Here is a 23,688-nt window from a genome sequence, read left to right as displayed (position 1 = left end):
ATCGAATTGATGAACAGGAACTCGAACAATTCATCGAGACGTTCAGAAAACTTAAAACTATTTTACTAATGAAGGAGATGTAACGTTTGAAAACCGTTTTAAAATTTAAATGGCCGATTGCAATTGGTTTAGTCATCGTAACAGCCGTTTTGTTCATGCTGGCACCGAACTTGGCGAAGCAAGCAGAAAAGGCTGGGTCATTCCAACTACTCGATTCAGCTGATTCGCAAAAAGCGGCGCAAATGTTGAAAGATGCAGGAGAGGCAGAAGAAACGATTTCGCTAGTCTATGCGTTAGAACAACCGGCAGATGAAGCGAAAAAAAAGGAAGTCTCTGCAACTGCTAAAGAAATTAAAGAACTCAATAAAATTGTTACAGACGTACTAGATCCATTCGAAAGTGAAGAAATGGAAAAGCAACTAGTCTCCGAAGATAAGAAAACAGTCTTGCTGCCTATCACAGTGGATGGCACGCAAGAACAAATTATTCAATTAGCTGAGAAAATTAAGAAGGATGTTCTATCGAAAGAGGACGCCGTGTATGTGACGGGCGAAGCGATTATTAATCATGACGTCAACGAAAGTGCGCAAGAAGGATTGAAAAAGACCGAAGTAATTACGGTTGTATTGATCTTCGCCTTATTGTTAATTGTTTTCCGTTCAATTATTACACCATTTGTGCCGTTGGTCGCTGTTGGTATTGCCTATTTATTAAGCCAATCTCTTGTAGCGTTTTTCATTGATTGGTTTGGATTTCCTGTATCAAACTATACACAAATCTTTTTAGTAGCCATTTTATTTGGGCTCGGTACGGATTACTGTATTTTGTTGTTAAGCCGTTATAAAGAGGAATTGCTTGCTGGACATGAAGTAGAAGAAGCAATCATCAATACGTATAAAACGGCAGGTCGTACGTTGTTCATCAGTGCATTGGCCGTATTTATCGGTTTCGCTGCTATCGGTTTTGCGGATTTCCCAATATTTAAGTCAGCTGTAGCAGTGGCGGTGGGGATTGCTGTATTAATGCTTATCCTCTATACAATTGTGCCGCTTATCATGATGTTATTAAAAGATAAATTATTTTGGCCTTCTAAAGGGGCCGCTTCACATAAAGATAGTAAGTTGTGGATTGCATTTAGTAAAATATCTGTCATGCGTCCGCTCGTATCTATGCTTATTGTAGCGGCAATTACGCTACCTCTTTTATTAACGTATGACAATGATTTATCATTCAATACGGTAGATGAAATCGATAGTAGCAAGGAATCGGTTAAAGGATTGAATTTGATTTCGGAAGCATTTGGCGAAGGGGATTCATTACCTGTGCAAGTATTGCTGAAAAAAGATACTGCAATCGTCAAAGAAGGCGATGTGAAGTACTTAGAAGCAATAGCTCGCGATGTAGAAAAAGTGGAAGGTGTCAAGAATGTTCGTACAGTGACACGTCCAACAGGTGAAATAATCGAGGACTTATATGTCGATCATCAGATTGCCTTACTGGCGGACGGTTTGAATGAAGCGAACGATGGGATCCAAGAAATTCGCTTAGGACTTGCAACGATTCAGTATAACTTAAGAGATGCCGCGAATCAGTTGCCTTCAGGTCGTGCTGGTGGCGGTGGCGGACTTCTTCAAGCAGCAAATGGTATTGAGCAAATCAATGGTCAGTTAGAGCAGATTGCTGGCGGGTTACAACAAGGGTTACCAGTCGCACAAGCTGCTGGTGGATTGGATGCCCTCGGTACGGAGCTAAACAAAATTAGTAACGGAATCGCTGGCGCAGGAGCACAAATCAATCAAAGTAGCTCACAAATCGGCGCATTAAAAGGCGGCTTGAAGCAGTTAGGTGGCGGTGTAAAAGCTTCGAAAGACGGTTTAGCCGAAGTTACAACAGGCTTACAGAAAATAGCTGATATGCTCGATGATATGGGGGATACGAAAAGTGTTCGTGACACAGGTTTATTTATCCCAGCAGGTACGCTTGATGGTGAAGAATTCAAACCGGTCATTGATCGTTACACATTTGATGATAAAAAAGGGATCTTAATGGAAGTGATCTTAACTGAAAACCCTTATTCTCGTGATGCAATTTCAACCGTTCAAGAAATTAAAGATACGGTGAAGCGTTCTGTTATTGGTACGCCTTTTGAAGATGCAGAGCTAGCATTCAGTGGTATCTCAAGCATTAACTCAGACTTGAATGATATTTCATCAGCTGATTTTAAGCGGACGGTTACGGTCATGTTGATTGGATTATTCATTGTACTGTTCATCTTATTCCGGTCAGCTATTATGCCTTTTTATATGATTGGGTCGTTGTTGTTAACGTATTACTCAGCGATTTCGATTACAGAGCTCATTTTCGTTAATGGCTTCGGATATGATGGCATCAGCTGGGCAGTTCCATTCTTCGGGTTCATCATGCTTATTGCACTCGGTGTAGATTATTCGATTTTCTTATTGGATCGTTTCCGCGAAGAAAGTATTGGCGGCTTGAAAATTAAAGAAGCATTGATGCATTCGATGGCGAAAATGGGAACAGTCATCATTACAGCGGCAGTCATCCTAGCAGGGACGTTCGGGGCGATGATTCCTTCAGGTGTACTTAGTCTCGTACAGATTGCAACAATCGTTATTTCAGGATTATTGCTATACGGCTTGATCATCTTGCCATTGCTCATCCCGGCGATTACGGTTTCATTCGGACGCGGTGTATGGTGGCCGTTTAGAGGATGAATAATAACAAATAAAGTAAGTAAGTACGGGATCACTCATCAATGTTTCCACCTGTACTTTTGGCGCTTAGCTCTTATGCTAAGCGCTTTTTTCTGCCTTGGTTTTTAACTATTACTAAAAGGGTACACTGAGAAAAACGATAGGCGGGGGATTATGATGGAGCTATACAATGGAGAGTTATATTGGGATACGACACTGGAAAGGGAAGGGTTTGAAGCGAGAAATCGAAAGGAAAAATACGACGTGGCGATAATCGGTGGCGGGATGTCGGGTGCGCTATGTTCCTATGTATTGTCTCGTGAAAAGTATTCAATCGTCATGATTGAGCAAGATCAAGTCGGGTCTGGCAGTACATCTGCTAATACGGGATTATTACAATTTTCCAATGATATTATGTTGCATGAACTAATGGAGCAGATTGGAGAGAAACAAGCCGTGGAGTTCTATCGGTCTTGTAAAAAAGCACTACAACAACTTCAAGACGTGGCGGAAAATGCTCCACTGGATGTTCACTTCCATACGCGTGAGAGTTTATATTATGCTAGCACTGAAGAAGATGTGGGAAGATTACGTAAGGAATACGATGCACTGAAGAAACATGGATTTCCAGTGGAGTTTTGGGATAGGGAAGAAATTGAAGCGCATTTCCCTTTCACACAGCCTGCAGCTATCGTAACGGATGGGGATGCGGAAGTGAACCCACTTCGGCTATGTATCGGTGCCATTCACTATGCTTATGAAAAGGGCATGGACATCTTTGAACAGACAAAAGTGCTAGAAATCAAAGACGTAGATGAAGGGTCAATAGTAAATACAACAAACGGTGAATTCAATGCACAGACGGTTATTGTAACGACTGGCTATGCACCTACGCCTGAGATTACAATACCTCAAAAAGATTTGAAAGTAACGTATGCTATTGCAACGCAACCTATAGCTGATTTATCATTCTGGCATAATCGAATGATGATTTGGGAGACGAAGCGACCTTATCTTTATATGCGCTTGACGAATGATCAACGCATAGTCGCGGGTGGACTGGATCAAAATATTGAACAGCTTCCAAGTGAAGAAGAAACGACTATAAAGTTCAACCAGCTTAAAGAGGAGTTGAGCGCGCTGTTCCCACAACAACCTATAGAGTTTGACTATGAATGGACAGCCGTGTTCGGGGAATCTACAGATGAACTACCCGTTGTCGGACGTCATCCTGAAGAGCCAAATATTTATTATTTGATTGGACTTGGCGGAAATGGCACGGTGTACAGTATGCTAGGGGCGTACTTAATTCGAGATGAAGTAATGGGGAAGGTTAATCCGAACCAACCCATTTTAGAAATAGAGCGTTAAAAAACAGCCAGAGAATACATTCTCTGACTGCTTTTTACTGTTCGATGACATGAATCATTCGAAGATGGCCAGGCAAGATGGAAATATGCGAAGAAGTATCTTCGAAGATTTCACCATCCATATCAATTTTGTTTTTCAGTGGCTGTAGTATCTTCAATGTGTCAGTCTGAAAGTACTCCAATTCAGCTAGTTGATCGTTTTCTATTGTGGGATCTTGTAATGTGAATAGTTCTCGAAATGCTGATAAATTGGAGGCGCGAATAACTAATACATCGAGCTTACCATCAGTTGGGGAAATGGCGTGGATCGGTAACTGAGTAGTTCCAATGAATCGGCCGTTGAAAACGAATAGTAAGATTGCGTCTCCTTGATATAGTTCTGAATCAGTTTGTATTTCATAGTCGAAAGGATCCGTTTGGTTTAGGGTGCGAAACGTGCTTAGTGCATAACTAATCGGTCCGAATAATTTCTTTTCTCCAACCCGCACATTTTCGGAAGCTTCCGTAACAAGTCCAATGCCCCAGAAGTTCATGAAGTATTGACTGTTTGTTTTTCCTACATCTGTTGCGATTATTGCACCGTTGATTAGCGCGTTGGCCGCTTTTTCAAGCGATTGTGGGATTCCTAAAGTACGGCTAAAATCATTCGATGTTCCACCAGGCAGAATGGCGATAACCGGTCGGATAGGGAGTGGCGCAATGCTGTTAATACAAGTATGGACTGTGCCATCCCCACCAAGGATAATAAGTAAATCGACTTGGTCACTATATTCGATACACGCTTGCTGTAACTCTTCTTCAGATGTTGTGTTAAGCAAGATGAGTTCGTCTACTGCTTGAGTGAAGACAGGTAGTGTTTGCGCGAGTTTTTGTTTCAAATTTAGATCACCAGCCGTCCGATTATAGACAAATAGTGCTCGATCGAAATGAAGCATCTTTCCCACTCCTTTTATAGTAACCATTCCCGAAATGGATAGAAGGGAAACACGCATAGTACATGCAGGATAAAGAAAAGACACTCAGCGAGTATGCGGAGTGGTCTTTTCGTGTATTAAAATGTAATAACACCTAGAGCCATTGTAAGTAAGAATAATACGATACTGAATCCCCACATAATTAGGAATGAGTAGCGGATATGCTTACCCATTTCAAGACCTGCTAAGCCAAGTGCGAGCCAAAGTGCAGGGGAGAACGGGCTGACGAATGTACCGATGACGTTTCCTACAATCAATGCATAAGCAACTGAAATCGACGGCACACCGAAGCCAGTAACGACTTGTTCAACAATCGGCAACAAGGCAAAGTAGTACGCATCTGTACTGAGTAACAGATCAAAAGGAACACCAAAGAAACCGATGATGATATGTAAATAAGGAACGATGAACGCAGGTAGAATTTTCACTAAATCAGTAGCAATGGAATCTAGCATGTTGGCGCCGTTTAGGATTCCAAGGAATGAACCAGCTGCCAAAATAATTGCGGCCATGAGCAATGCGTTCGGTGCGTGCGCTTTGATTCGATCCATTTGTTCATTCGCGGAACGATAATTCAATGGTAGTGCGATACTAAACCCTACCATGAAAATAAAGCCAGCAGGAACTTCTCCCCACACGAGTAAACCGATGACAGTGACAGCGATGATCACGTTGATCCAAAGCATTTTTGGACGTTGGAGGGAAAGGCCTTCTTTCTTTGAGTCCATTTCTTTTTCATCCAATGGTTCTACTTCTTCCATAGGGTCATCTATCAATCCACTGTCAATTCTCTTTCTGATTAGACGTTTTTCGCGCAAACCAAGAACGAATGCAACCGCCACTAGCAGTAAAAGTCCAATCACTTGGATTTTGATAAGTGGTCGCCATAATTCCGTTACATCCAGGCCGAGTACAGCGGCTGCTCGACCTAGGGGACCGCCCCATGGCACCATATTGACAATACTTGCAGAAGTACCAACTAATAATAACAGTAAGTACGGGCTCATCTTCAGTCGTTTATAGAGCGGGAGTAAAGCTGGAATCGTAATTAAAAATGTTGATGCACCAGAGCCATCCAATTGTGCGATGGCTGCGATAATAACCGTAGCCATTGCTACAGCGATAATATTTCCGCGAGAAATCTTGATCATCGTATTGATTAGCGGGTCGAATACACCAGCATCTTGCATAATCCCGAAAAATAAAATGGCGAAGATAAACATAATAACAACACTAATTACGGAATCGATACCACTTCCAAAGAACTCTCCGATTTCTTTAAAGTTGAATCCGGCAAAGAAAGCACCGAAGATTGGGACGATCACGAGACCGACAATGGGGGTGATTCTTCCACTGATCAATAAAGCAACGATAATGAAAATAGTTAATAAACCGATAATACTTAACATAGCGTTTTCCTCCAATAATACTAAGATGTAAGGATGGTGTAAGCGGATACAAACGATTGTATCTGACTACATATTCTTAAGATATTCATAATGTACCATGGAGAAATCATGCTAAAAAGCTTATGGAAATAAGTCCGATACAGTTCGTTGAATGCATTTTGTTCATTTTGCTCACAGTATCATCGTTTTAGATAGATACGCTCCGGTCTTCCGACATCACCGTAATGTAACTGTGCTTCCACTTTTTCTATTGATACTAGATACTCAAGATATCTTCGTGCAGTTGACCGACTGACCCCAGCTGCTTCACCGGTATCGATGGCGGTCATGCCTGCTGACGTACTATTTTCCAATATCCTCTCGATTCGACCAAGTGTTAGCTGATCAATTCCTTTAGGTAAACCATCAGTAGAAAGCGAGGGTTCCGGACACGTCTCTATACCAACTAGCCGATCAAGATCTGCTTGCGATAGTTCAGGTTTGGAGGATAGTAACACTCTTTTAGAACGATAATGTGTAAATGCTTTGGTGAATCGTTCAGGGGTGACGGGCTTGATTAGGAAGTCTGAAACACCACCATGCAATACTTCCTCCACTGTTACTGTATCCTTTGTCGCTGTCAATAAAATAATGTCGATGGATGAAAATTCTCTGCGCAATCGCCAAAATAACTCCAGTCCCGGACTGTCAGGTATATAGACATCCAATAAAATCAAATCAGGTAATGATGTTGATCGTTGTAGAAGTTCAAGTGTCTCTGCAGCGGTTTTCATTTCTGCTAGTACATGAAAGCCAGCAATATTTTCAATAAGCTGGCGGTTTATTTCTGCGACACGAAAATCGTCCTCTACTATCAATACTTCCAAGGTGTTTTTCATGTGGGGAAATCCTCCTTCAAATTTTTTTAGGTATAGAAACGACAAAATATGTGCCGCCAAGTTCACTAGTTTCAGTAGTAAGATGCCCATTCGCTGCTTCGACTGCTTGTTTTGTCAGTGCGAGACCGAATCCTCTGCCAGCACCATTTTTTGTCGTAAAACCTTTAGTGAAAATCTCTTGCAAACTAGATTCTTTGATCCCAGGTCCTGAATCGTCAATTTCAAATAATATATCTTGTCCGAAATCGGAGAAAGAAATCGATATTTCCCGGGAAATGGAACGTTCGTCATAAACTGCGTCAAACGCATTATCTAACAAATTTCCGATAGCTGTAAGCAATGCTTGCCGGCTTTTATCGGAAAGGGACGTGTGGAGTTGGCTACCAGGTTGGATGGTAACGTCAATTTGCAATTCACCTGCTTGATTTAATTTACCAACAAGTAAACCGCTGACGTATGGATCATCGATTTCATCGAGTAAAGAATCCATCCAGTGTTGCTGGATTCTAGTTTCGTTTTGAATGAAGTCTAGGACTTGGTCTTTTTTGTTTAAGCGTGTCAGTCCCATGATCGTATAAAGCTTGTTTGCGAACTCATGTGTTTGAGAACGGAGTGCATTTGCATATTGCTGAATATGTGCGAGCTCTTTCGTTAGTTTTTCAATTTCTGTTTTATTGCGGAAAGTGGAGACTGCACCTAGTAATTCGTTTTCATAGAAAATCGGCACACTGTTAACATAGACAAGGTGATTACCGAGTACTTTTTCTTGGTCAAAAACAGATTCCCCCGACTCGAGAACGTAAGGAAGATCAGAATTAGGTGAGGTATCCTGTATGGGCTTACCGATCCAGTCGTTCGGATGCTGATCATTCTCTGCCAGTAACTTTAAAGCGGCGGAATTAATCATAGTAATCTTTCCATCGGTATTAATGGCTACAATACCTTCATGAATTGAATGTAGAATGGTCTCTTTTTGGAATAGTAAATGTGAAATTTCTTCAGGCTCGAGTCCGAATAAAACCTTCTTTATGTAATTTGCGATACGTATTGCACCAAATATGGCAGCGGCAGAAATACCGAGCAGAACTAGCCAGATTTCCTTGCTATAATCCCAAATAATCGATTCAATGGAGTGTACTAAAAAACCAACGGATACGACACCAACAATTTCACCATTTAAATAAATGGGGGCTTTTGCACGCAAGGAGTTTCCTAACGAACCTGTTGATTTAGACGTGTACGTTTCACCGGATTGAAGTGCACGTTCATTATCTTCACCTACCATTTTCTCTCCTATACGATCAGGATTCGGGTGGGCGTAGCGAATTTCTTGCTGATTGCCTACAACAATGAACTCTGCATCCGTTTGCGCTTGGATTTTTTCGACAATAGGTTGAATGATGAGAGAAGGGTTATCTGTCTCAAATGCTTGCGAAATATCTGGTATAAGAGCTACGCTTTTTGCCATATTGATAGCACGTTCACCAATTTGAGACTCTAACATATCCGTAACGAAAAAATGGACAAATCCTCCAATCAGCAAAATGATCGTGACAGCGAGTGCACCGATTAATCCAATCATTTTCATATGTAGATTGACGATAGGTTTATTTTGCATACGGTGTTTAATTATGTCGTCTTTGCGGATACGAATCATGGTGGACCTCCTCTGAAAGTGCGTATGATTGTAGCATACCATGATATATGGAATCGAGTGAGCGAATTTCTATCCTGCTTTATAGGGAATGAACTATAGGTTAGACGTATTGAAAAGAAGGGAAGAATACAGTTGACAGGAGGGATAGAAAATGGAGATTTATACAGTCGGTCACTCCACACATACGAAAGCAGAATTCCTGAAGTTATTAGATGACGCACATATTGAAAAGTTAATCGATATTCGTGCTTTTCCAGGCAGTCGGAAGTTTCCCCACTTTCACGAAGATCGTATGAAGGAATGGCTTCCAGAACATCATATCGACTATAAACATTGCGCTAAACTAGGTGGTCGTAGGAGGAAGTCTAAAATAATCGATTCAGAAATTAATGAAGGTTGGAATAATCAGTCCTTCCACAACTATGCGGATTATACGTTGTCACCTGAATTCCAAGAAGGAATAGATGAATTAGCTAAAGAAGCATCGAAACAGCGTATTGCTATTTGTTGTTCAGAACGTCATCCCGCTAGATGTCACCGCTTGCTTATTAGTAATTGGCTTGTATCTCACGAATGGGAAGTCAAACATATTATTGACGGTCCGAAAGAGGAAACGATAATCGAAAATCATGAACTAGGGAAGTGGGGGGCTAAACCGGTAGTTCGTGATGACGGACAAGTGATATATCCATCAGAAACAAATGCAAATTAGTCTTTCTAATATGAACAGAAAAAGGGCTGCCATAGAAAGTCATATTTCAATGACTTTCTGGACAGCCCCTTTTTGTCTGCACTCGCTCTTCGACTAAGCGGTACAAAATATTCGACTTCTTCTTCACTATCACAAACCCAGCTGCATCAAACTTCAACCCAAATCCATTTGTGCAATTGGTATTACTAGCAGTATAACCTAAGCAAAACAGAATAAACGCAAATCATTGAACTGTGAAAAATGTCATGTGTCTGTAGTGTTTGGAATCAAACTGAGATAAATTACATCCACCTTACATCAACCATTTAGTAGTTAATCATATGAGAGTGTTTAGAATATTATGCATCGTGATAAGGCGAATTGTAATATTCGAATTATGATTGTAATTGTTTTGACTGATGACTGTAATATATATGTAACAATAGGTTGGTAAGATTAGGCTATTAAAACGTTAGGGGTGGCATATTGAAGAAGTTATTATTTTCGTTAACAGTAGCCATGTTAATCACAATTTTCACAAGCGGGATGAATGAAACATCTGCAGCGACTTCTATACATACAGTTAAGAAGGGCGACACTTTATATAAAATTTCGCAGCAACATAAAGTTTCTGTCACAAATATTAAGCGATGGAACAACTTAAAGTCTTCGGTGATTTATCCAAATCAAAAATTACGTTTGGTAAAGTCGTCGAAAGTTGCAGCTACTACAGCGACTAAAACGCCGTCTCGTTCGAAAGGCCCGAAGATTGCTAAAGAGTTTATGGTAAGTGCAACAGCTTACACTGCACATTGTAAGGGTTGTTCAGGTATTACAAGAACAGGCTTGAACCTGCGTAAGAATCCGAATCTAAAAGTAATCGCAGTCGATCCTAGAGTGATTAAATTAGGAACGAAAGTCCATGTTGAAGGGTATGGCTATGCAATTGCAGGCGATACTGGCGGTGCGATTAAAGGTAAAAAGATTGATGTATTCATACCAAATAAATCGCGTGCGTACCAATGGGGACGTAAAAACGTAAAAGTTAAAGTACTTAACTAAAAAATTGACCTTATCCTAACTAGGATAAGGTCTTTTTATATGAAAACACAAAAATAAAACATGAATCCTTTCAGCAAGGCATTCATGTTTTATTTATATAAATGATACCACTTGATTTTTACCGTTTTTCTTTGCCTGATAAAGAGCTAAGTCTGCCAAGTGGAATAAGTCTTTGAAGCTATTCACTTCTCGCGTGACGTTATCACTCAGTCCAACGCTGATCGTAACTTTCATTTCTATCTCTTTAGAGTTTGATGAAACCTCTTCTACTTTTTGTGCAAGTTGAGAAGCCTTAGTCTTCGCTTGATCTAACGAAATACCTTGCATTACTAGTACGAATTCATCGCCACCGAAACGACCTAACAAATGATCCTTTCGAATTTCTCTAGAACACACTTGCGCAACGAGCTTAATTACTTCATCACCTACTAAATGTCCGTGCGTATCATTAATAGCTTTTAAGTTGTCAATATCAAATACAGCGCAAACAATCGTTTCTTTCGTATGATTAGTGTTTATGAGCCAGCGATTTGTTGTTTCTTCTAAAAATTTACGATTATAAACACCCGTTAGGTAATCAATATTTTCACTCGTTTTATTCGTCTGTGTCTGCAAGCGGATGTTCAATTCCAAGGCAGTTTTTACCCAGTTCTTGTTTTCTACTTCATGCAGTAAATCAATATACTCTTTTTGGATAATTGCCAACTCATCAAACGTGCAAAAATGTTCCGCTAACGCAACCCGTTTTTGCTGAATATCTTTTAAGAGAACATAGTCGTTACGTAGTTCATATTGTTTTATAGCTAGTGAATAAAAGTGAAGGGCTTTAGCCGGTTGTCCAAGTAATTCATAAAGTCGACCTTTTAATATTTTGAAAAGTTCTTTCTCACGCGGGAATTTTTGTAGATATTCTATTGCATTCAAATGGTCAATACTAGACATAGCGAGTTCAGACTGTTTTAAATTGATGGCTGATTCAATGATATGCAAATGAGCTTGAATAGAAAGGATTTTTCTTTTATTTGCATACGTATCAGCGTATTCAAGTGCACACTGAGCAGCATGAAGTGCCTCAGTATATTGTTTCTGTTGGTTTAGAATGTGGCTCAGTTTATTATAAGCAATACTTACATAAGTGAAATGATCAGTTTCTAGAGCAATCGACAATACATCGCCTATGAATTTTTTTCCTTGTTTGAAATCGGATGCAACAGAACTGATAAAATACTGTAAATAATAGGAACGCATCCAATCTGCTTTGGTGCCATGAGATTGGCAGTATTTATGATGTGCTTCGATATGCGAAAATAGCTTTTCAATGTCACCTATATAGGAATAAGAAACTGCGCACGTATAATGAGCGAATAAAACGGCCTTCATATCCGCATGACGTATTCCTTTATTTACCAAATATTCGGCATTATTAATGACTTCTTTATAGTTTCCATCATCTATCAACTGACCGATAGTTTCGCATAATACCTCTAACTCATTTGGATAGGTCACACTAGCCCCCCCTCCCTTTCAATCGATAACAACTTTAAATGAACTAAAATTATAAATGTTTGTATAATACAATTATACCATATATTGTATTATAGGGATAGTTAATTAGAAGAAATAGTCAGGTAGAATATCGCTAAGTATAGTTTTTATCCCCTGTAGAAACGAAAGGTAAGCGTACTAGTCAAGATTCCGCATATCTTTCTAATATAGAGTATGGTGAATCAACTTACTTATTTCTGATTTCTTTAAAGCATTGTATAAAGTAATCGGGTTCCTCGATAATTTCAAATGTAAAAACACCTTCATTTGTATGGAGATAGAAAAGTCCTGTTTGACCAGAGAAGGGGCGATATGACAAATCGAATACATGTTCAAGTAAGAATGTTCGTTGGGAGGTAGTGATACGATCATTGTATAAACGTATGGAATGAAATGATTCGTGACATGTTTGTTCCAAGCGGTCGACAACCCGCTGAATAGAAATGTAGGAAAGAGAGTGGATTAGCTGATTATCATAGGTACTCATAAAACAACCTCCTGTTTTCCAGTATCATACCATATATCAATTTCACTACAAAAAGATAAGTGTCCTGTTGGTAACCCAAAGGACACTCATCTTTTTCTTACGTTTTGGATCAATTGAAAAGTAGCGGCCAGAAACAAAAAGGTGAGCGCTCCTGCCATATCTAAATAGACATCTTGCATCGTTGCCGTTCGACCACCAGTGAAAGATTGATGTAATTCATCAGCGCAAGCCAAAATGAGTGTAAGAAGGGCTACGCCTAATAGACGTCCCTTACGCTTGGGCCATAGCGAGTAAATGACAAGTGCCAAAAGCCCGAACGTCAGGAAATGTGCGGCTTTTCGAATTAAAAACTCCACAAAATGATAGTAGCCGCGCTCTTCAATAGAGATTATACGGTTCCAATAGGAAAATTCTAGGGTGGATAATATGGCCTTACCAGGTTCGCCAGGTAGTAATTGTTTTAGTGTTGAAACGAGTGATTGTTGTTCGTATGTTTGACTTGATGAAACAGCTAAGCCGGTTAAAATTGCAAGAAGTAATAGAAGCACAAGTAATTTTTTCATATGTGGATTGTATCACAAATTAGTGAAGAGTATGATAATCAACAGCTAAAATAGCAAGTATTTCAAACACACTAAAAATGAGTTCATTAACATCGAGCTCTAGGAACTGATTATTTCAACCATTCTGTAACCCATAAAATGTATACTGTAAAGGTATAGTAGAATCCAACTATTTATGAAATCTATCCTGTAATTCCCATTACCAACTGTGGAAATGTGTGCTAAGATTTAGCAGGAGAGAGTAAAGAATGCTCTGTTTATTTGTATCTAGTACCGTTCAGTATTTTCATGATTAGTTATATGAAAATAGGGTATAAGAAAAAAAGAGTGATTTTGCGCTACCCACATCTTTAAATGACTTTGATTCATTTAGGGTAATTAAAAGGAGGAATTTTTTCAATGAAATCTCATTCAAAAAAATACAGTAAGTACCTTACAGGTATAGCATCGGCAGCATTAGTTGCATCGGCGGTAGCACCAGTCGTTAGCGCGGCTGACTTCAATGACGTACTTGAAAATAACTCACATAAAGAGGCAATCGACGCTCTATCAACAGCTGGAGTAATTTCTGGTTATCCGGACGGTTCATTTAAGCCTAATAAGACATTAACTCGTTCAGATGTAGTGAAGTTGATGGGTAAATGGCTTGTTTCAATGGGCTATGAAATTCCAAAAGACTATAAGACTAAACCACGTTTCACAGACTTAACAGCTAACTCTAACGATGAACTCTTACAATCTGCTGCTATCGTAAAAGATAATAATGTGTTTAGAGGATATGAAGATGGTTCGTTAAATGCTGCGGGTAGTATTACACGTGAAAACATGGCGATTGTCTTGATTCGCGCATACGATTCAGTGAATAAAACGGATCTCTTAACATATGTTCAAAATCAAGAGTTTGATAAAGATGTAGTGGACTTGACATTAGCGAAAGCTGAAGCGCGTCCTGCTATTAATGTTCTCGACTTCTTTGACATCACAAACCCAGCTGCACCAAACTTCAGACCGAAGGAAACGACAACTCGTGCACAATTTGCATCTTTCCTTTATAAAACTATCCAAGTAAAAGTGCCTGTTGAAGAGACTCCAGAAGTAGCAGAAGTGACTTCGGTTGAAGCTCCTACTGAAAAAGGACTTGTATTAAACGGTAAGAATTTAGAACTTCTAAAAGCAGAACAATTGAAAATAGAAGATAACGAGATTGCTTCTTATACGGCAAACAAAGAAGGAACACAAGCGGTTATTGAATTGAAAAACGAATTAACATCCGGAAAAGAAATGACGCTTACCGTTACAACGAAAGCTGAAGGTGAAGAAGATGTCGTAACACCTTTCAAATTTACTTATGAGCTTAAAGTAGGGAAAGTTGTCGGCACAACTACGCAGTTGAATGCGCTAGCTGAAGGACAAGTATTGACGTTTACAGTAGATGGAGCACCTGCAAACTTGAAGAAGTTAAAAGATGCAGGCTACACGGTTGAATTCCAATCTACTAAATCTGATCTTTTCAAAGACAAAGCAACTGGTGAACTACAAGCGGCTAATTTAGTTGCTGGACAAGATTTCTCATATAAAGTAGTCGTGTCAAAAGACGGAAACAAAGTAGAATCAGAATTGGTTGAAGTAAAAGTACTCAATTATGATTCTTACGTTTCTGAAATTAGTGAAATAACAATTACTCAAGGTAATGTTAACGTTGAAAGCGCTAAGGTTCCTTTGGAAAGTGGTAAGGTTAACGTAAAAGCAACGAAAGCAACTACGTTGAACGGTGCAACGCTAGAGAATCCAAGCGCAACTTACACTTCATCAAATCCTAGTGTTGCAACAGTGAACTCTGTAACAGGAGAAGTAACACTTGTAAGTCCTGGAGAAGTTAACATTATTATTAAGGTAGATCATGCTACGAAAAACGTTCCATTGACAGTAGTATCTGGTCAGCGTGTAGCATCTAAAGTGGTCGCTTCATCTGCTGAAACTAAGCTGATTAAAGATGCAACACAAGGTATCAATTTAGTAGTTACAGACCAGTATGGCGATGAATTTACAGGTCAGCTTACTGTGGAAACGAAAGACGCTACTATCGCAACAGCGACAATAGATGCTGTAACAGCAGGTAAATCGAATGTGACAGTTAAAGCAGTCGCTCCTGGAACTACAGACATTCAAGTGAAGTCTGGGGATACTGTTCTTTCAACTATTAAGGCTTCGGTCTCTGAAGACACAACAGTTGCAACTAGAAAATTAGAAACAAAATCAGCTTCTGACGACTTCCAATTAGATGTTATGAAAGGTTCTGAAGACCAAAAAGTAACATTAGTATGGAATAAATATAATGCGCAAGGTTTCTTAGTAGGTCCTGAAACGGATGCGAAGTACGTTGTGACATCATCTGATCCAACAATTGCAACTGTTACTAATACGAATGGTGACATTAATGTAACAGCTGTTAAAAAAGGATCAACAGAACTTCTTATTAAAGAAGGAGATGTAACAAGAGCTACAGCAACGATTACAGTAGTTGACTCTACACCAGTTATCACTGCGGTGAAGTTTGAAAATGTTGAACCAGTAACAAAAGCTGGCGTAATCGGACTTCCAATTTTGAAAAGTGAAGGTATTACATTAACTTCATCTAAAGTAACACCTGAAATTACGTCTGACGGTGTGATTTATATCGACGTAAATGGTAATGGATATAATATAAATGATGATATCACATTAGGTTCTATTGCTAGAAGTTATTCTGGCGCAGCTAATGATATTACGAATTTACAAGTAACTGCAGGAACGATTACAGGGACTGTAAATGCTGGCGCTAAAGGAACGATTGTTGTAAGTGTAACGCCTGAAGGTAAGACAGTTCCAGTCGGTACAAAAGCAATTGAAGTAAATGTACCAGCACAATAACTTTAAAATGGTTCGATACCGATAATAGTATAGGATGAACCAAACCCTATTCCTCGAAGATGTTCGAGGAATAGGGTTTTTTACGTTTACACTACTACTAGTGAAGGGTACAGGTAGAATAGTAATGAGAGAGGAGTGGGAGTATGAGTTGGTTTGAAGGGATTAATTTGACAACATCTCTATTGGTATTAATGATCTTGATCATACCAATTATGATGATTGTATTTTTGTTCTTCTTTGATAGAAGTCAGAAGCAGCACTCCATTTTGCGTAATTATCCGATACTCGGACGAGTGCGCTATATGTTTGAGAAAGCTGGACCGGAAGTCAGGCAGTACTTATTTAATGACGATAATAGCGGCAAACCATTTAGTCGCGAAGAATATTTACATATGGTCATGCCCGGTAAATACTTGAATAGTGTTATAGGGTTCGGTTCCAAAAGAGATTTTCAAGAACCAGGTCACTATATTCGGAATGCTATGTTCACGAAGCAAAATGACGAAATGCGAGTAGATAATGAAAACTTAATGAAAACGATGCGCTATAAAGTAGACGCAGACAATTTATTTTCACGTAAAGAACATCGTGAGGAAGTGACGACGCTTCCGTGGCTACTCCCAGAAAGTGATGCGATTGTCTTGGGGCCAAATTGTGAACAACCATTCGTCGTCCGTAGCTTACTAGGACAGTCGGGCATGAGTTATGGTGCATTAGGGGATCATGCGATTACCGCACTGTCAAAAGGAATAGGGATGGCTCAAGGTGCATGGATGAACACAGGCGAGGGTGGTGTATCGGATCATCATTTAGCAGGTGGCGCAGATATTATTGCTCAGATTGGTTCTGGTTTATTCGGCTTTCGTACCGAATCAGGTGACTTTGATATAGAGAAAGTTAAAGAGAAAGCGAAAATACCCCAAATTAAAGCATTTGAAATAAAGTTAGCCCAAGGTGCAAAAATGCGTGGGGGGCATGTTGAAGGTGAGAAAGTAACGGAAGAAATTGCAGCCATTCGAAATGTCACACCTTTTACATCTATTAATAGTCCCAATCGATTCAATCAATTCGATGATTATCCGAGCTTATTCCGATTCATTGAAGATATTCGCTCAGCAGGTGGGAAGCCGGTTGGGATTAAGATTGTTATTGGTGGCAAGCAAGATGCCGAAGAATTAGCTTCGTTTATAGCTGAATCCGGTATGGGTCCTGACTTCATTTCATTGGATGGAGCAGAAGGTGGCTCAGGTGCAACGTATCAAGACTTAGCCGATAGTGTCGGTTTACCACTTCGCTCTGCGCTCGTGTTGTTAGATGATGCTTTAAAGAAATTCGAGGTGCGCGATCAAGTAAAAATTATCGCTTCAGGAAAGATTATAACGCCTGATAAAGCAGCCATTGCATTAGCTTTAGGTGCAGACTTGATCCAAATTGCCCGCGGCTTCATGATCTCTGTAGGATGTATTATGGCAGAACGATGTCATACGAATACGTGCCCAGCAGGTGTCGCAACGACGGATAAAAACTTACAACGAGCATTAGTCGTGGAAGAAAAGAAGTTCCGTGTCACCAACTATATCTTAACGATGCGGGAAGGGCTATTCCGTGTTGCTGCGGCAGCAGGTCTAGATTCTCCAACAAAGTTTGAACGTCATCATGTGATCTATAAAGATGAACAGGGGAGAATACATTCTGTAGAATAAAAAAGAACTCGATGATTGGATTCATCGAGTTCTTTTTGGTAATTAAATTCTTCTAAAGCTATTGAATTTAGACTTCCAATAGGGGTTGCTTAAACTAACAACTTCTGATTTTCTTCCGCCAGCATGAACAAATTTATTATTCCCGACATAAATTCCTACATGAGAAATTCCTCTGCGGTATGTATTGTGGAAGAATACGAGATCACCAGGTCTTGGCGACTTAATTTTAGCTGATTGCTTGTATTGGCCAGTCGTTGTTCTTGCAACGGACTTACCATTTTTCTTGAATGAATATTGAATGAACCCACTACAGTCAAACCCTCTTGTTGTTGTTCCGCCAAAGCGGTAAGGAATGCCTCTTAAGTTCATTGCTGTTTTAACAACCCCTGAACTGCTTTTTGCGGGTGTCGATGATGCAACTGCTTTACCGGTAGATTTCTTCAAAAGTGAACTAAGTACATACCCTTTTTTGCCGTTGATTTTTACTTTGTACCATAGTTGTTTACCTGCATACTTTTGGTGTGTCAAATTTACACGTGTGCCTTTTTTAAGCGTGAAGACTTTTCTATGTGCAGTGCCCGCATCCGCGCGGACATTTGTATTATGAGTCGTTATGTATACACCACTTTTTGCTGTTGCTTTACTAGCTGCATCAGCACTTCCTCCTGTAAAGCCCATAATCATAATTGTTGCCATCAAAATTGAAACGAACATCTTTTTCATTACTGACTCTCCTTCAGAATAAATTATGCTACTCTCTAGCTGCAAGTAACATCTTACACGACTAGTGAGGAGCTAAACATTACGTTCATATTAAGAAGAGGTTACAAAATTCGACATCTGTAAACAGAATGTAATATAAAAAGCCAACATTCCAAAAGGGACGCTGGCTTAAAGTAGTTATAAATTAATTCCTTGGAAAATCTTTTGGGTTTTCTTCGTACATGACGGCATTTGATCTTTTAGAAGCAGCTAAAGATTCTGGATATGGCGGATTTTTAAGTGGCTCATATCCACCGTAAGAAGGTTCTATTTCTGCAAAGTGTTGTACGCGTTTATTAGTTTCAATAGAGTTCGATGAATCTATGTGAGGTTCTATAGTCGAAAAAGCATGTGGAGAGTCTGAGGCTAATGGAGATTTATAGTAAATTTCATCTTTAGTATAAACATTATACGCCCATCCTTCATCTACATAAAGCAACATCCCACCATGTTGAACTTCCTCATAGTAACGATTAACTTGGCTGTCGTTCATCCCTACATCATACATCATCTTCTTAATGTGGTTTTCCCCAGTTAGGAATCCCATAAAATGATCTGCCCAAGAATCATAAGCAGCATGCACATCGGCTGCAGTGCGACTTCGTAACATAGCTATATCGGTTTCGTTTTTTGCAATTACGTAAATATTATCGTCAAGGTAACCTGTTAACTTAAGTTTATCGATTTTGTCGAGAAGATCCGAATCGTTATAAAACACACCTATAAATGTCTTATTATTGATATCGTGCATTACTTTGCCTCCTCTTCATATCCTTGTAGTTAGTATATCTAACATACCCCGTTGTCAGCATATGAAAACATAAGTCTTACTACTAAAGGTTCTTTAAGAACAAAAACGTCAAAGAGTGAAGAATTTTTTAGTATGAAAATGAAGAAAGTGACTCTTATTATCGAACGAGTGGATGAATATGTAAAACTATCCTCATTCACCTATACTACTCAAAATCTTTGTCAGTGATTTACCTATATGATAGGATGAGCAGTATAATTTGGAAAAGAAAGGGTCGGTCATATCATGAAAAAAAGACATCTGTTGGCACCACTTGGTTTGTCGCTACTATTATTAGGAGCTTGTAACGGGGAGCCTAAGGAAGATAAAGTCAATCAGGAACAAACTGAACCACCTGAAATAGAGACACCAGTAGTAGTTGATAAATCTGAAACATCTACTTCGAATGATGAGTTGAAAGAAGAGTTCGCAAAAGAAGATGGCGTATCTGATATTAGCTTGATCATTACAGAAGATGCAGGTGGCTTTGTGTTGCTAGACTTTGAAGTGGCTGAGGACATGAAAAAAGAACAAGCAGAAAAAACAGTGAAAAAGTTTTATGAGCGTCTTGAAAAAGAGTATCCGGAACAAAGCATAGATATCCAAGCGCGTAAAAGAGGAGAAACGTTCGTCCAGGAAACATTGGAAGCTAAATAATTAATGGAAACATGCTAATCATTTGTTTGATCAGCATGTTTTAGTGGTGACAGTATTGCTGAATGTTAGCACAATAAAAACACATTGCAGAAATGAGTCTCTGCAATGTGCTAAAGTTATAATGTGCATTCTGTTCAGGAATGATACAGTGAGTAATCATCAGGCGCTATCCGGATGATTACTTTTTTATTTGATTGTACTTGCGATAGGGATCTCAGAAACTTCAGTTGCTGAAGATTGTTCACTTAGTTTAGTAGCAACTGTGTAGAAAGTGAAAGAGACTACAATTCCGATGACCCACGTACTGGTAGAAGGTAGTAAACGATCGCAATTGCAACTCGAAATATATGCTTTTATGTTAAGCTATGCGAGAAATACAACGTGCTAATAAAGTGATAACAATTTTAGTAATTTAGTATTCACAATAAATGAATATGAGTCATCTGTCAGCTTGAAAGCCATGCATAAGTTGTCGGAAAAGAATGTTTGAGATATACTGTTGAAAATCTGTAGATAGAAAGTAGGAAGTTCATTGGCAAAAAAAACAGCGATAATTCATTCAGCTATAGAAGTGTTCCAAGAGCAGGGGATAGAGAAGACGAAGATTTCTGATATCGTCAAGCGTGCAGGAATTGCGCAAGGAACCTTTTACTTATACTTTCCATCAAAACTAGCTTTGATGCCAGCTATCGCTGAAGTAATGGTAGCGAAAACGATGGATGTTGTGAAGCGAACCGTGGATGATCAAGCAACATACCCAAAACAATTTGAACAAATGGTAGATGCTATATATGAGGTAAACAAAGAGTATTATGAGATTTTAGCAGTCATTTATTCAGGATTAGCTTCTACTGAACATATTAAAGAATGGGAATCGGTCTACGCGCCATTTTATCAATGGATTAGCGAAAAGCTTGAAGCAGCTAAAAAAGAAGGTGCTATTCGTCAGTCAATCAAACCGGAACGTACAGCGAAAATCATTATAGGCCTCATAGAATCGACTGCAGAACAAGTATTTTTATACGCTCACCATGATGAAAGTGAAGCGGATCGTCAAAAGGAAGAAGTATTAGACTTCTTGACACATGCATTGCAGTTTCAAACGATAAAAAAATAAACTTCGAAAAGTTAGCATAGCCAAATGTTAGCTTTTATGATAAAATGAATGACAGTCAGTCAAATTAGGATAGGAAAATATATTGGAGGAGTTTATATGAGTAAAGCTTGGATATACGTAGCGTTAACGAGCTTTTTTGAATTAGTGTGGATTTTTGGATTTAATACAGCCACTCACTGGTGGCATTGGATTTTCATTGTAGCATTTATTTTTATAGACTTTCACTTTCTTTCAAAAGCATGTGAAGATTTGCCGACAGGGACTGTTTACGCGGTATTTGCTGGAATTGGAACGGTTGGTACTTCATTAATGGATATCATATTTTTCGGAGAACATATTAGTTTAGGAAAAGTATTCTTCATTTTCATATTAGTCATTGGCGTAGTAGGTTTGAAAGTTGCCGATGGACTTGAGGAAAAGAAAGCGTTGAAAGGAGTGGAGGAGCATGGGGTGGATTTTGGTGCTGTTGGCAGCTCTAAGTGAGTTTGTTGGTGTGATCGGGCTGAATAAATATAGTGAGAACAAGAATGTAAAGAATTCCTTATTATATTACGGCGGATTTGGATTGGCTTTCTACTTACTTTATAACTCCTTCAAATACCTTCAAGTGAGCACGGCTTATGCAGTATGGATTGGTTTAGGTACTGCGGGCGCTGTAATAATTAATATGATTTTCTTCGGTGAATCAAAAAGTACAGGCAGAATCGTTAGTTTATGCTTAATCGTTTTTGGCGTTGTGGGATTAAAAGCTTTATCTTAACAAAAAAGAACAATCCATCTACTACAATGGATTGTTCTTTTTATTTTCCGAGCAGTTTCTTTTCGAAATCTTTAATGGACATACTAGAATCTACACGTTGGCGGTTTAAATGGAAAGGTGAATCGCCTTGGAAGACGTTTCCTTCGGTTATAGTGAAGGCGCTTTTAATGCCCGCTACTTTACTCGCTCGAATGGTCTCCGTATTTCTTTTACCATAAGGGTAAGCTAGGGAGGAGACTGCTTGTTGTTTCGGCAAGATCGTTTGGATTATCTGGCTAGCTTTTAGAATATCATTATGAATCACTAGTCTAGGCAAGTATTCTAACAGAGCTAAGTTCGTCATAGAATTAAAACTATGCAAGTCGTACGTATGGTTTTGATAGGAAAATACATCTTGTGTTTTCTTTATCTGGCCTTTTGTTAAATAGCCTTCCTTATCAATCCGACTTGCAATCAAAAATGATGTTGCTTTAAAGTTATAAGATTTTAATATCGGGTATGCAAGTTCGGCTGTAGAAGAATAACCATCATCAAATGTAATCAATACCGACTTTTCTGGGAGCTTTATTTTCTTTTGAAGCCATAATGTTAGTTCTTCTGTTGAAATAGTGCGCCAGTTATTTTCTTTCAAATATGCCATTTGTTCTTTAAACTTGGCTACTTCAAGGGTAGATACATTAGTATCTACTTTATTATGTACTAAATCATGATACATAATAACAGGAATACCACTTTGAATATCAATATCTTTTCTATAGATATAACCTGTCTTGCCACCAAAAATTATAGGGTAGAAATCACCTTGTAGACGCTGTGTATAAATTACTTGCTCAGGTTGTAGATGACCAAGCTCTTGTGACTTTGAATTTTTGCCCGAATATACTTTGACTTGTTTTTCCGTAAATAAGCGTACAGGATTTGCACTTTTTAATTGATTGGATTCTGAACTGCTCACTTGAGCATACGCTTTTGAAAATTTAACGTCTAAATTACCGATTTTAGTATAATGAAAGCGATCATCTGAATGGGTTACTGTGTGTACTGTATTTTTAGAGAACACAGCAACTTTTTCTGTATCTTTAAACGCGGGGGCCGTAGCTGCAAGTTTTACTACTTGATCTGTAGTGGCTTCAATCTTAAGTGTACTAAAGAATAAGCTATATATTAAAGCAACTAACACGACTAACTTTCTCATTCTTTATCTAATCTCCTATCTACTTTTAAGCACCTCTGTAATGGTAAAGTATCTAAAACAATAATACAAGGTAGCTTAATCAAGTTTTGCTAAGAGTGTAGTTTCGTGAACAGGTTCAATAAAAAAGGATATACCTGAGGAATCTCAGATATATCCGAAGTAACGAAAGAGAAGGCTAGTTAGATGGCTGCATCGATTCCAAGGAACGCGTCTGTATTTCTCTTTTTAACAGTTTGATAAACTCCTGATTTAAATTGAGCTTTCGAGCTTGTTGGTAAGAATAGAGCAGCAATTGATCCGACAACTCAAGCATGATAGAACCGCCTCCTTTAAAAAGAATGAAATGCCTGTATCTTGTAGTAGCTTCTCAAGATGATATTCATAACTTTACCAGACGCTTCCTAAAAGAACAACCGTTCGCCTTATCCACAGTGACAGTGGATA

The 23,688-nt window shown here is 39.0% G+C and carries 21 protein-coding genes; 10 read left to right on the top strand and 11 right to left on the bottom strand.

What is annotated here, in order from left to right:
- The first annotated feature begins 86 nt into the window (after nucleotides 1–86).
- Together ORD22_RS12735 and ORD22_RS12730 are read left to right on the top strand one after the other, a co-directional pair.
- The gene (locus tag ORD22_RS12735; protein WP_317646428.1) at nucleotides 87–2,735 is read left to right on the top strand and encodes an MMPL family transporter; all 2,649 of its coding nucleotides are present in this window, start codon (nucleotides 87–89) and stop codon (nucleotides 2,733–2,735) included.
- 153 nt (nucleotides 2,736–2,888) lie between these two features.
- Nucleotides 2,889–4,085: an NAD(P)/FAD-dependent oxidoreductase gene (locus ORD22_RS12730; RefSeq protein ID WP_317646427.1), complete on the top strand. Its 1,197-nt coding sequence runs from the start codon at nucleotides 2,889–2,891 to the stop codon at nucleotides 4,083–4,085.
- Between the two features lie 34 nt (nucleotides 4,086–4,119).
- On the opposite strand, the gene ORD22_RS12725 is transcribed toward ORD22_RS12730, so the two are convergent.
- The 4 genes from ORD22_RS12725 to ORD22_RS12710 form a co-directional block, all read right to left on the bottom strand.
- A complete protein-coding gene (locus ORD22_RS12725; protein ID WP_317646425.1) occupies nucleotides 4,120–5,019 on the bottom strand; it encodes a YegS/Rv2252/BmrU family lipid kinase in 900 nt (299 codons plus the stop codon).
- Between the two features lie 116 nt (nucleotides 5,020–5,135).
- Nucleotides 5,136–6,467 carry a CitMHS family transporter gene (locus ORD22_RS12720; protein WP_411567655.1) on the bottom strand — a complete coding sequence of 444 codons (1,332 nt, stop codon included), beginning with the start codon at nucleotides 6,465–6,467 and terminating at the stop codon, nucleotides 5,136–5,138.
- Nucleotides 6,468–6,646: 179 nt separating this feature from the next.
- Complete coding sequence (locus ORD22_RS12715; protein WP_317646424.1) at nucleotides 6,647–7,345, bottom strand: response regulator; 699 nt, start codon at nucleotides 7,343–7,345, stop codon at nucleotides 6,647–6,649.
- A gap of 16 nt (nucleotides 7,346–7,361) precedes the next feature.
- The gene (locus ORD22_RS12710; protein ID WP_317646423.1) at nucleotides 7,362–9,002 is read right to left on the bottom strand and encodes an ATP-binding protein; all 1,641 of its coding nucleotides are present in this window, start codon (nucleotides 9,000–9,002) and stop codon (nucleotides 7,362–7,364) included.
- Nucleotides 9,003–9,153: 151 nt separating this feature from the next.
- Between ORD22_RS12710 and ORD22_RS12705 the strand changes: the two genes are divergently transcribed.
- The gene (locus tag ORD22_RS12705; protein WP_317646422.1) at nucleotides 9,154–9,714 is read left to right on the top strand and encodes a DUF488 domain-containing protein; all 561 of its coding nucleotides are present in this window, start codon (nucleotides 9,154–9,156) and stop codon (nucleotides 9,712–9,714) included.
- 465 nt (nucleotides 9,715–10,179) lie between these two features.
- Nucleotides 10,180–10,755: a 3D domain-containing protein gene (locus ORD22_RS12700; protein WP_317646421.1), complete on the top strand. Its 576-nt coding sequence runs from the start codon at nucleotides 10,180–10,182 to the stop codon at nucleotides 10,753–10,755.
- 93 nt (nucleotides 10,756–10,848) lie between these two features.
- On the opposite strand, the gene ORD22_RS12695 is transcribed toward ORD22_RS12700, so the two are convergent.
- The 3 genes from ORD22_RS12695 to ORD22_RS12685 form a co-directional block, all read right to left on the bottom strand.
- On the bottom strand, nucleotides 10,849–12,261 hold the full coding sequence (locus ORD22_RS12695; protein WP_317646419.1) for a GGDEF domain-containing protein: 1,413 nt from the start codon (nucleotides 12,259–12,261) through the stop codon (nucleotides 10,849–10,851).
- A gap of 226 nt (nucleotides 12,262–12,487) precedes the next feature.
- Complete coding sequence (locus tag ORD22_RS12690; protein WP_317646418.1) at nucleotides 12,488–12,787, bottom strand: hypothetical protein; 300 nt, start codon at nucleotides 12,785–12,787, stop codon at nucleotides 12,488–12,490.
- An 86-nt stretch (nucleotides 12,788–12,873) separates the two neighbouring features.
- Nucleotides 12,874–13,350, bottom strand: a complete 477-nt coding sequence (locus tag ORD22_RS12685; protein ID WP_317646416.1) for a VanZ family protein — start codon at nucleotides 13,348–13,350, stop codon at nucleotides 12,874–12,876.
- Nucleotides 13,351–13,749: 399 nt separating this feature from the next.
- On the opposite strand from ORD22_RS12685, the gene ORD22_RS12680 reads away from it, so the two are divergent.
- Entirely contained in the window at nucleotides 13,750–16,260 is a 2,511-nt protein-coding gene (locus tag ORD22_RS12680) for an S-layer homology domain-containing protein (RefSeq protein ID WP_317646415.1), read from the top strand.
- A gap of 143 nt (nucleotides 16,261–16,403) precedes the next feature.
- The gene (locus tag ORD22_RS12675) at nucleotides 16,404–17,963 is read left to right on the top strand and encodes an FMN-binding glutamate synthase family protein (RefSeq protein ID WP_317646414.1); all 1,560 of its coding nucleotides are present in this window, start codon (nucleotides 16,404–16,406) and stop codon (nucleotides 17,961–17,963) included.
- 42 nt (nucleotides 17,964–18,005) lie between these two features.
- On the opposite strand, the gene ORD22_RS12670 is transcribed toward ORD22_RS12675, so the two are convergent.
- Together ORD22_RS12670 and ORD22_RS12665 are read right to left on the bottom strand one after the other, a co-directional pair.
- Entirely contained in the window at nucleotides 18,006–18,686 is a 681-nt protein-coding gene (locus ORD22_RS12670) for a C40 family peptidase (RefSeq protein ID WP_317646413.1), read from the bottom strand.
- Between the two features lie 184 nt (nucleotides 18,687–18,870).
- Nucleotides 18,871–19,476, bottom strand: a complete 606-nt coding sequence (locus tag ORD22_RS12665; protein ID WP_317646411.1) for a YflT domain-containing protein — start codon at nucleotides 19,474–19,476, stop codon at nucleotides 18,871–18,873.
- Nucleotides 19,477–19,761: 285 nt separating this feature from the next.
- Here ORD22_RS12665 and ORD22_RS12660 point away from each other — a divergent pair, with 285 nt between their 5' ends.
- The 4 genes from ORD22_RS12660 to ORD22_RS12645 all read left to right on the top strand — a co-directional run bounded on the left by ORD22_RS12660 (nucleotide 19,762) and on the right by ORD22_RS12645 (nucleotide 22,049).
- Entirely contained in the window at nucleotides 19,762–20,172 is a 411-nt protein-coding gene (locus tag ORD22_RS12660; RefSeq protein WP_317646410.1) for a hypothetical protein, read from the top strand.
- Nucleotides 20,173–20,704: 532 nt separating this feature from the next.
- Nucleotides 20,705–21,289 (top strand): TetR/AcrR family transcriptional regulator, encoded by a 585-nt coding sequence (locus tag ORD22_RS12655; protein WP_317646409.1) that lies wholly within the window; start codon nucleotides 20,705–20,707, stop codon nucleotides 21,287–21,289.
- A 96-nt stretch (nucleotides 21,290–21,385) separates the two neighbouring features.
- A complete protein-coding gene (locus tag ORD22_RS12650) occupies nucleotides 21,386–21,772 on the top strand; it encodes a DMT family transporter (protein ID WP_317646408.1) in 387 nt (128 codons plus the stop codon).
- Complete coding sequence (locus ORD22_RS12645; RefSeq protein ID WP_317646406.1) at nucleotides 21,735–22,049, top strand: DMT family transporter; 315 nt, start codon at nucleotides 21,735–21,737, stop codon at nucleotides 22,047–22,049. Before ORD22_RS12650 ends, ORD22_RS12645 begins: the two co-directional genes overlap by 38 nt.
- A gap of 40 nt (nucleotides 22,050–22,089) precedes the next feature.
- Here ORD22_RS12645 and ORD22_RS12640 read toward each other — a convergent pair whose 3' ends face one another.
- Nucleotides 22,090–23,244 (bottom strand): polysaccharide deacetylase family protein, encoded by a 1,155-nt coding sequence (locus ORD22_RS12640; RefSeq protein WP_317646405.1) that lies wholly within the window; start codon nucleotides 23,242–23,244, stop codon nucleotides 22,090–22,092.
- A 175-nt stretch (nucleotides 23,245–23,419) separates the two neighbouring features.
- On the bottom strand, nucleotides 23,420–23,557 hold the full coding sequence (sda, locus tag ORD22_RS12635) for a sporulation histidine kinase inhibitor Sda (RefSeq protein ID WP_317646404.1): 138 nt from the start codon (nucleotides 23,555–23,557) through the stop codon (nucleotides 23,420–23,422).
- Nucleotides 23,558–23,688 lie beyond the last annotated feature (131 nt).

The organism is Sporosarcina sp. GW1-11 (genome assembly GCF_033088395.1).
Classification (GTDB): domain Bacteria; phylum Bacillota; class Bacilli; order Bacillales_A; family Planococcaceae; genus Sporosarcina.
The sequence above is the reverse complement of the archived record's forward strand: the minus strand, read 5'-3'. Positions and strand labels throughout refer to the sequence as shown.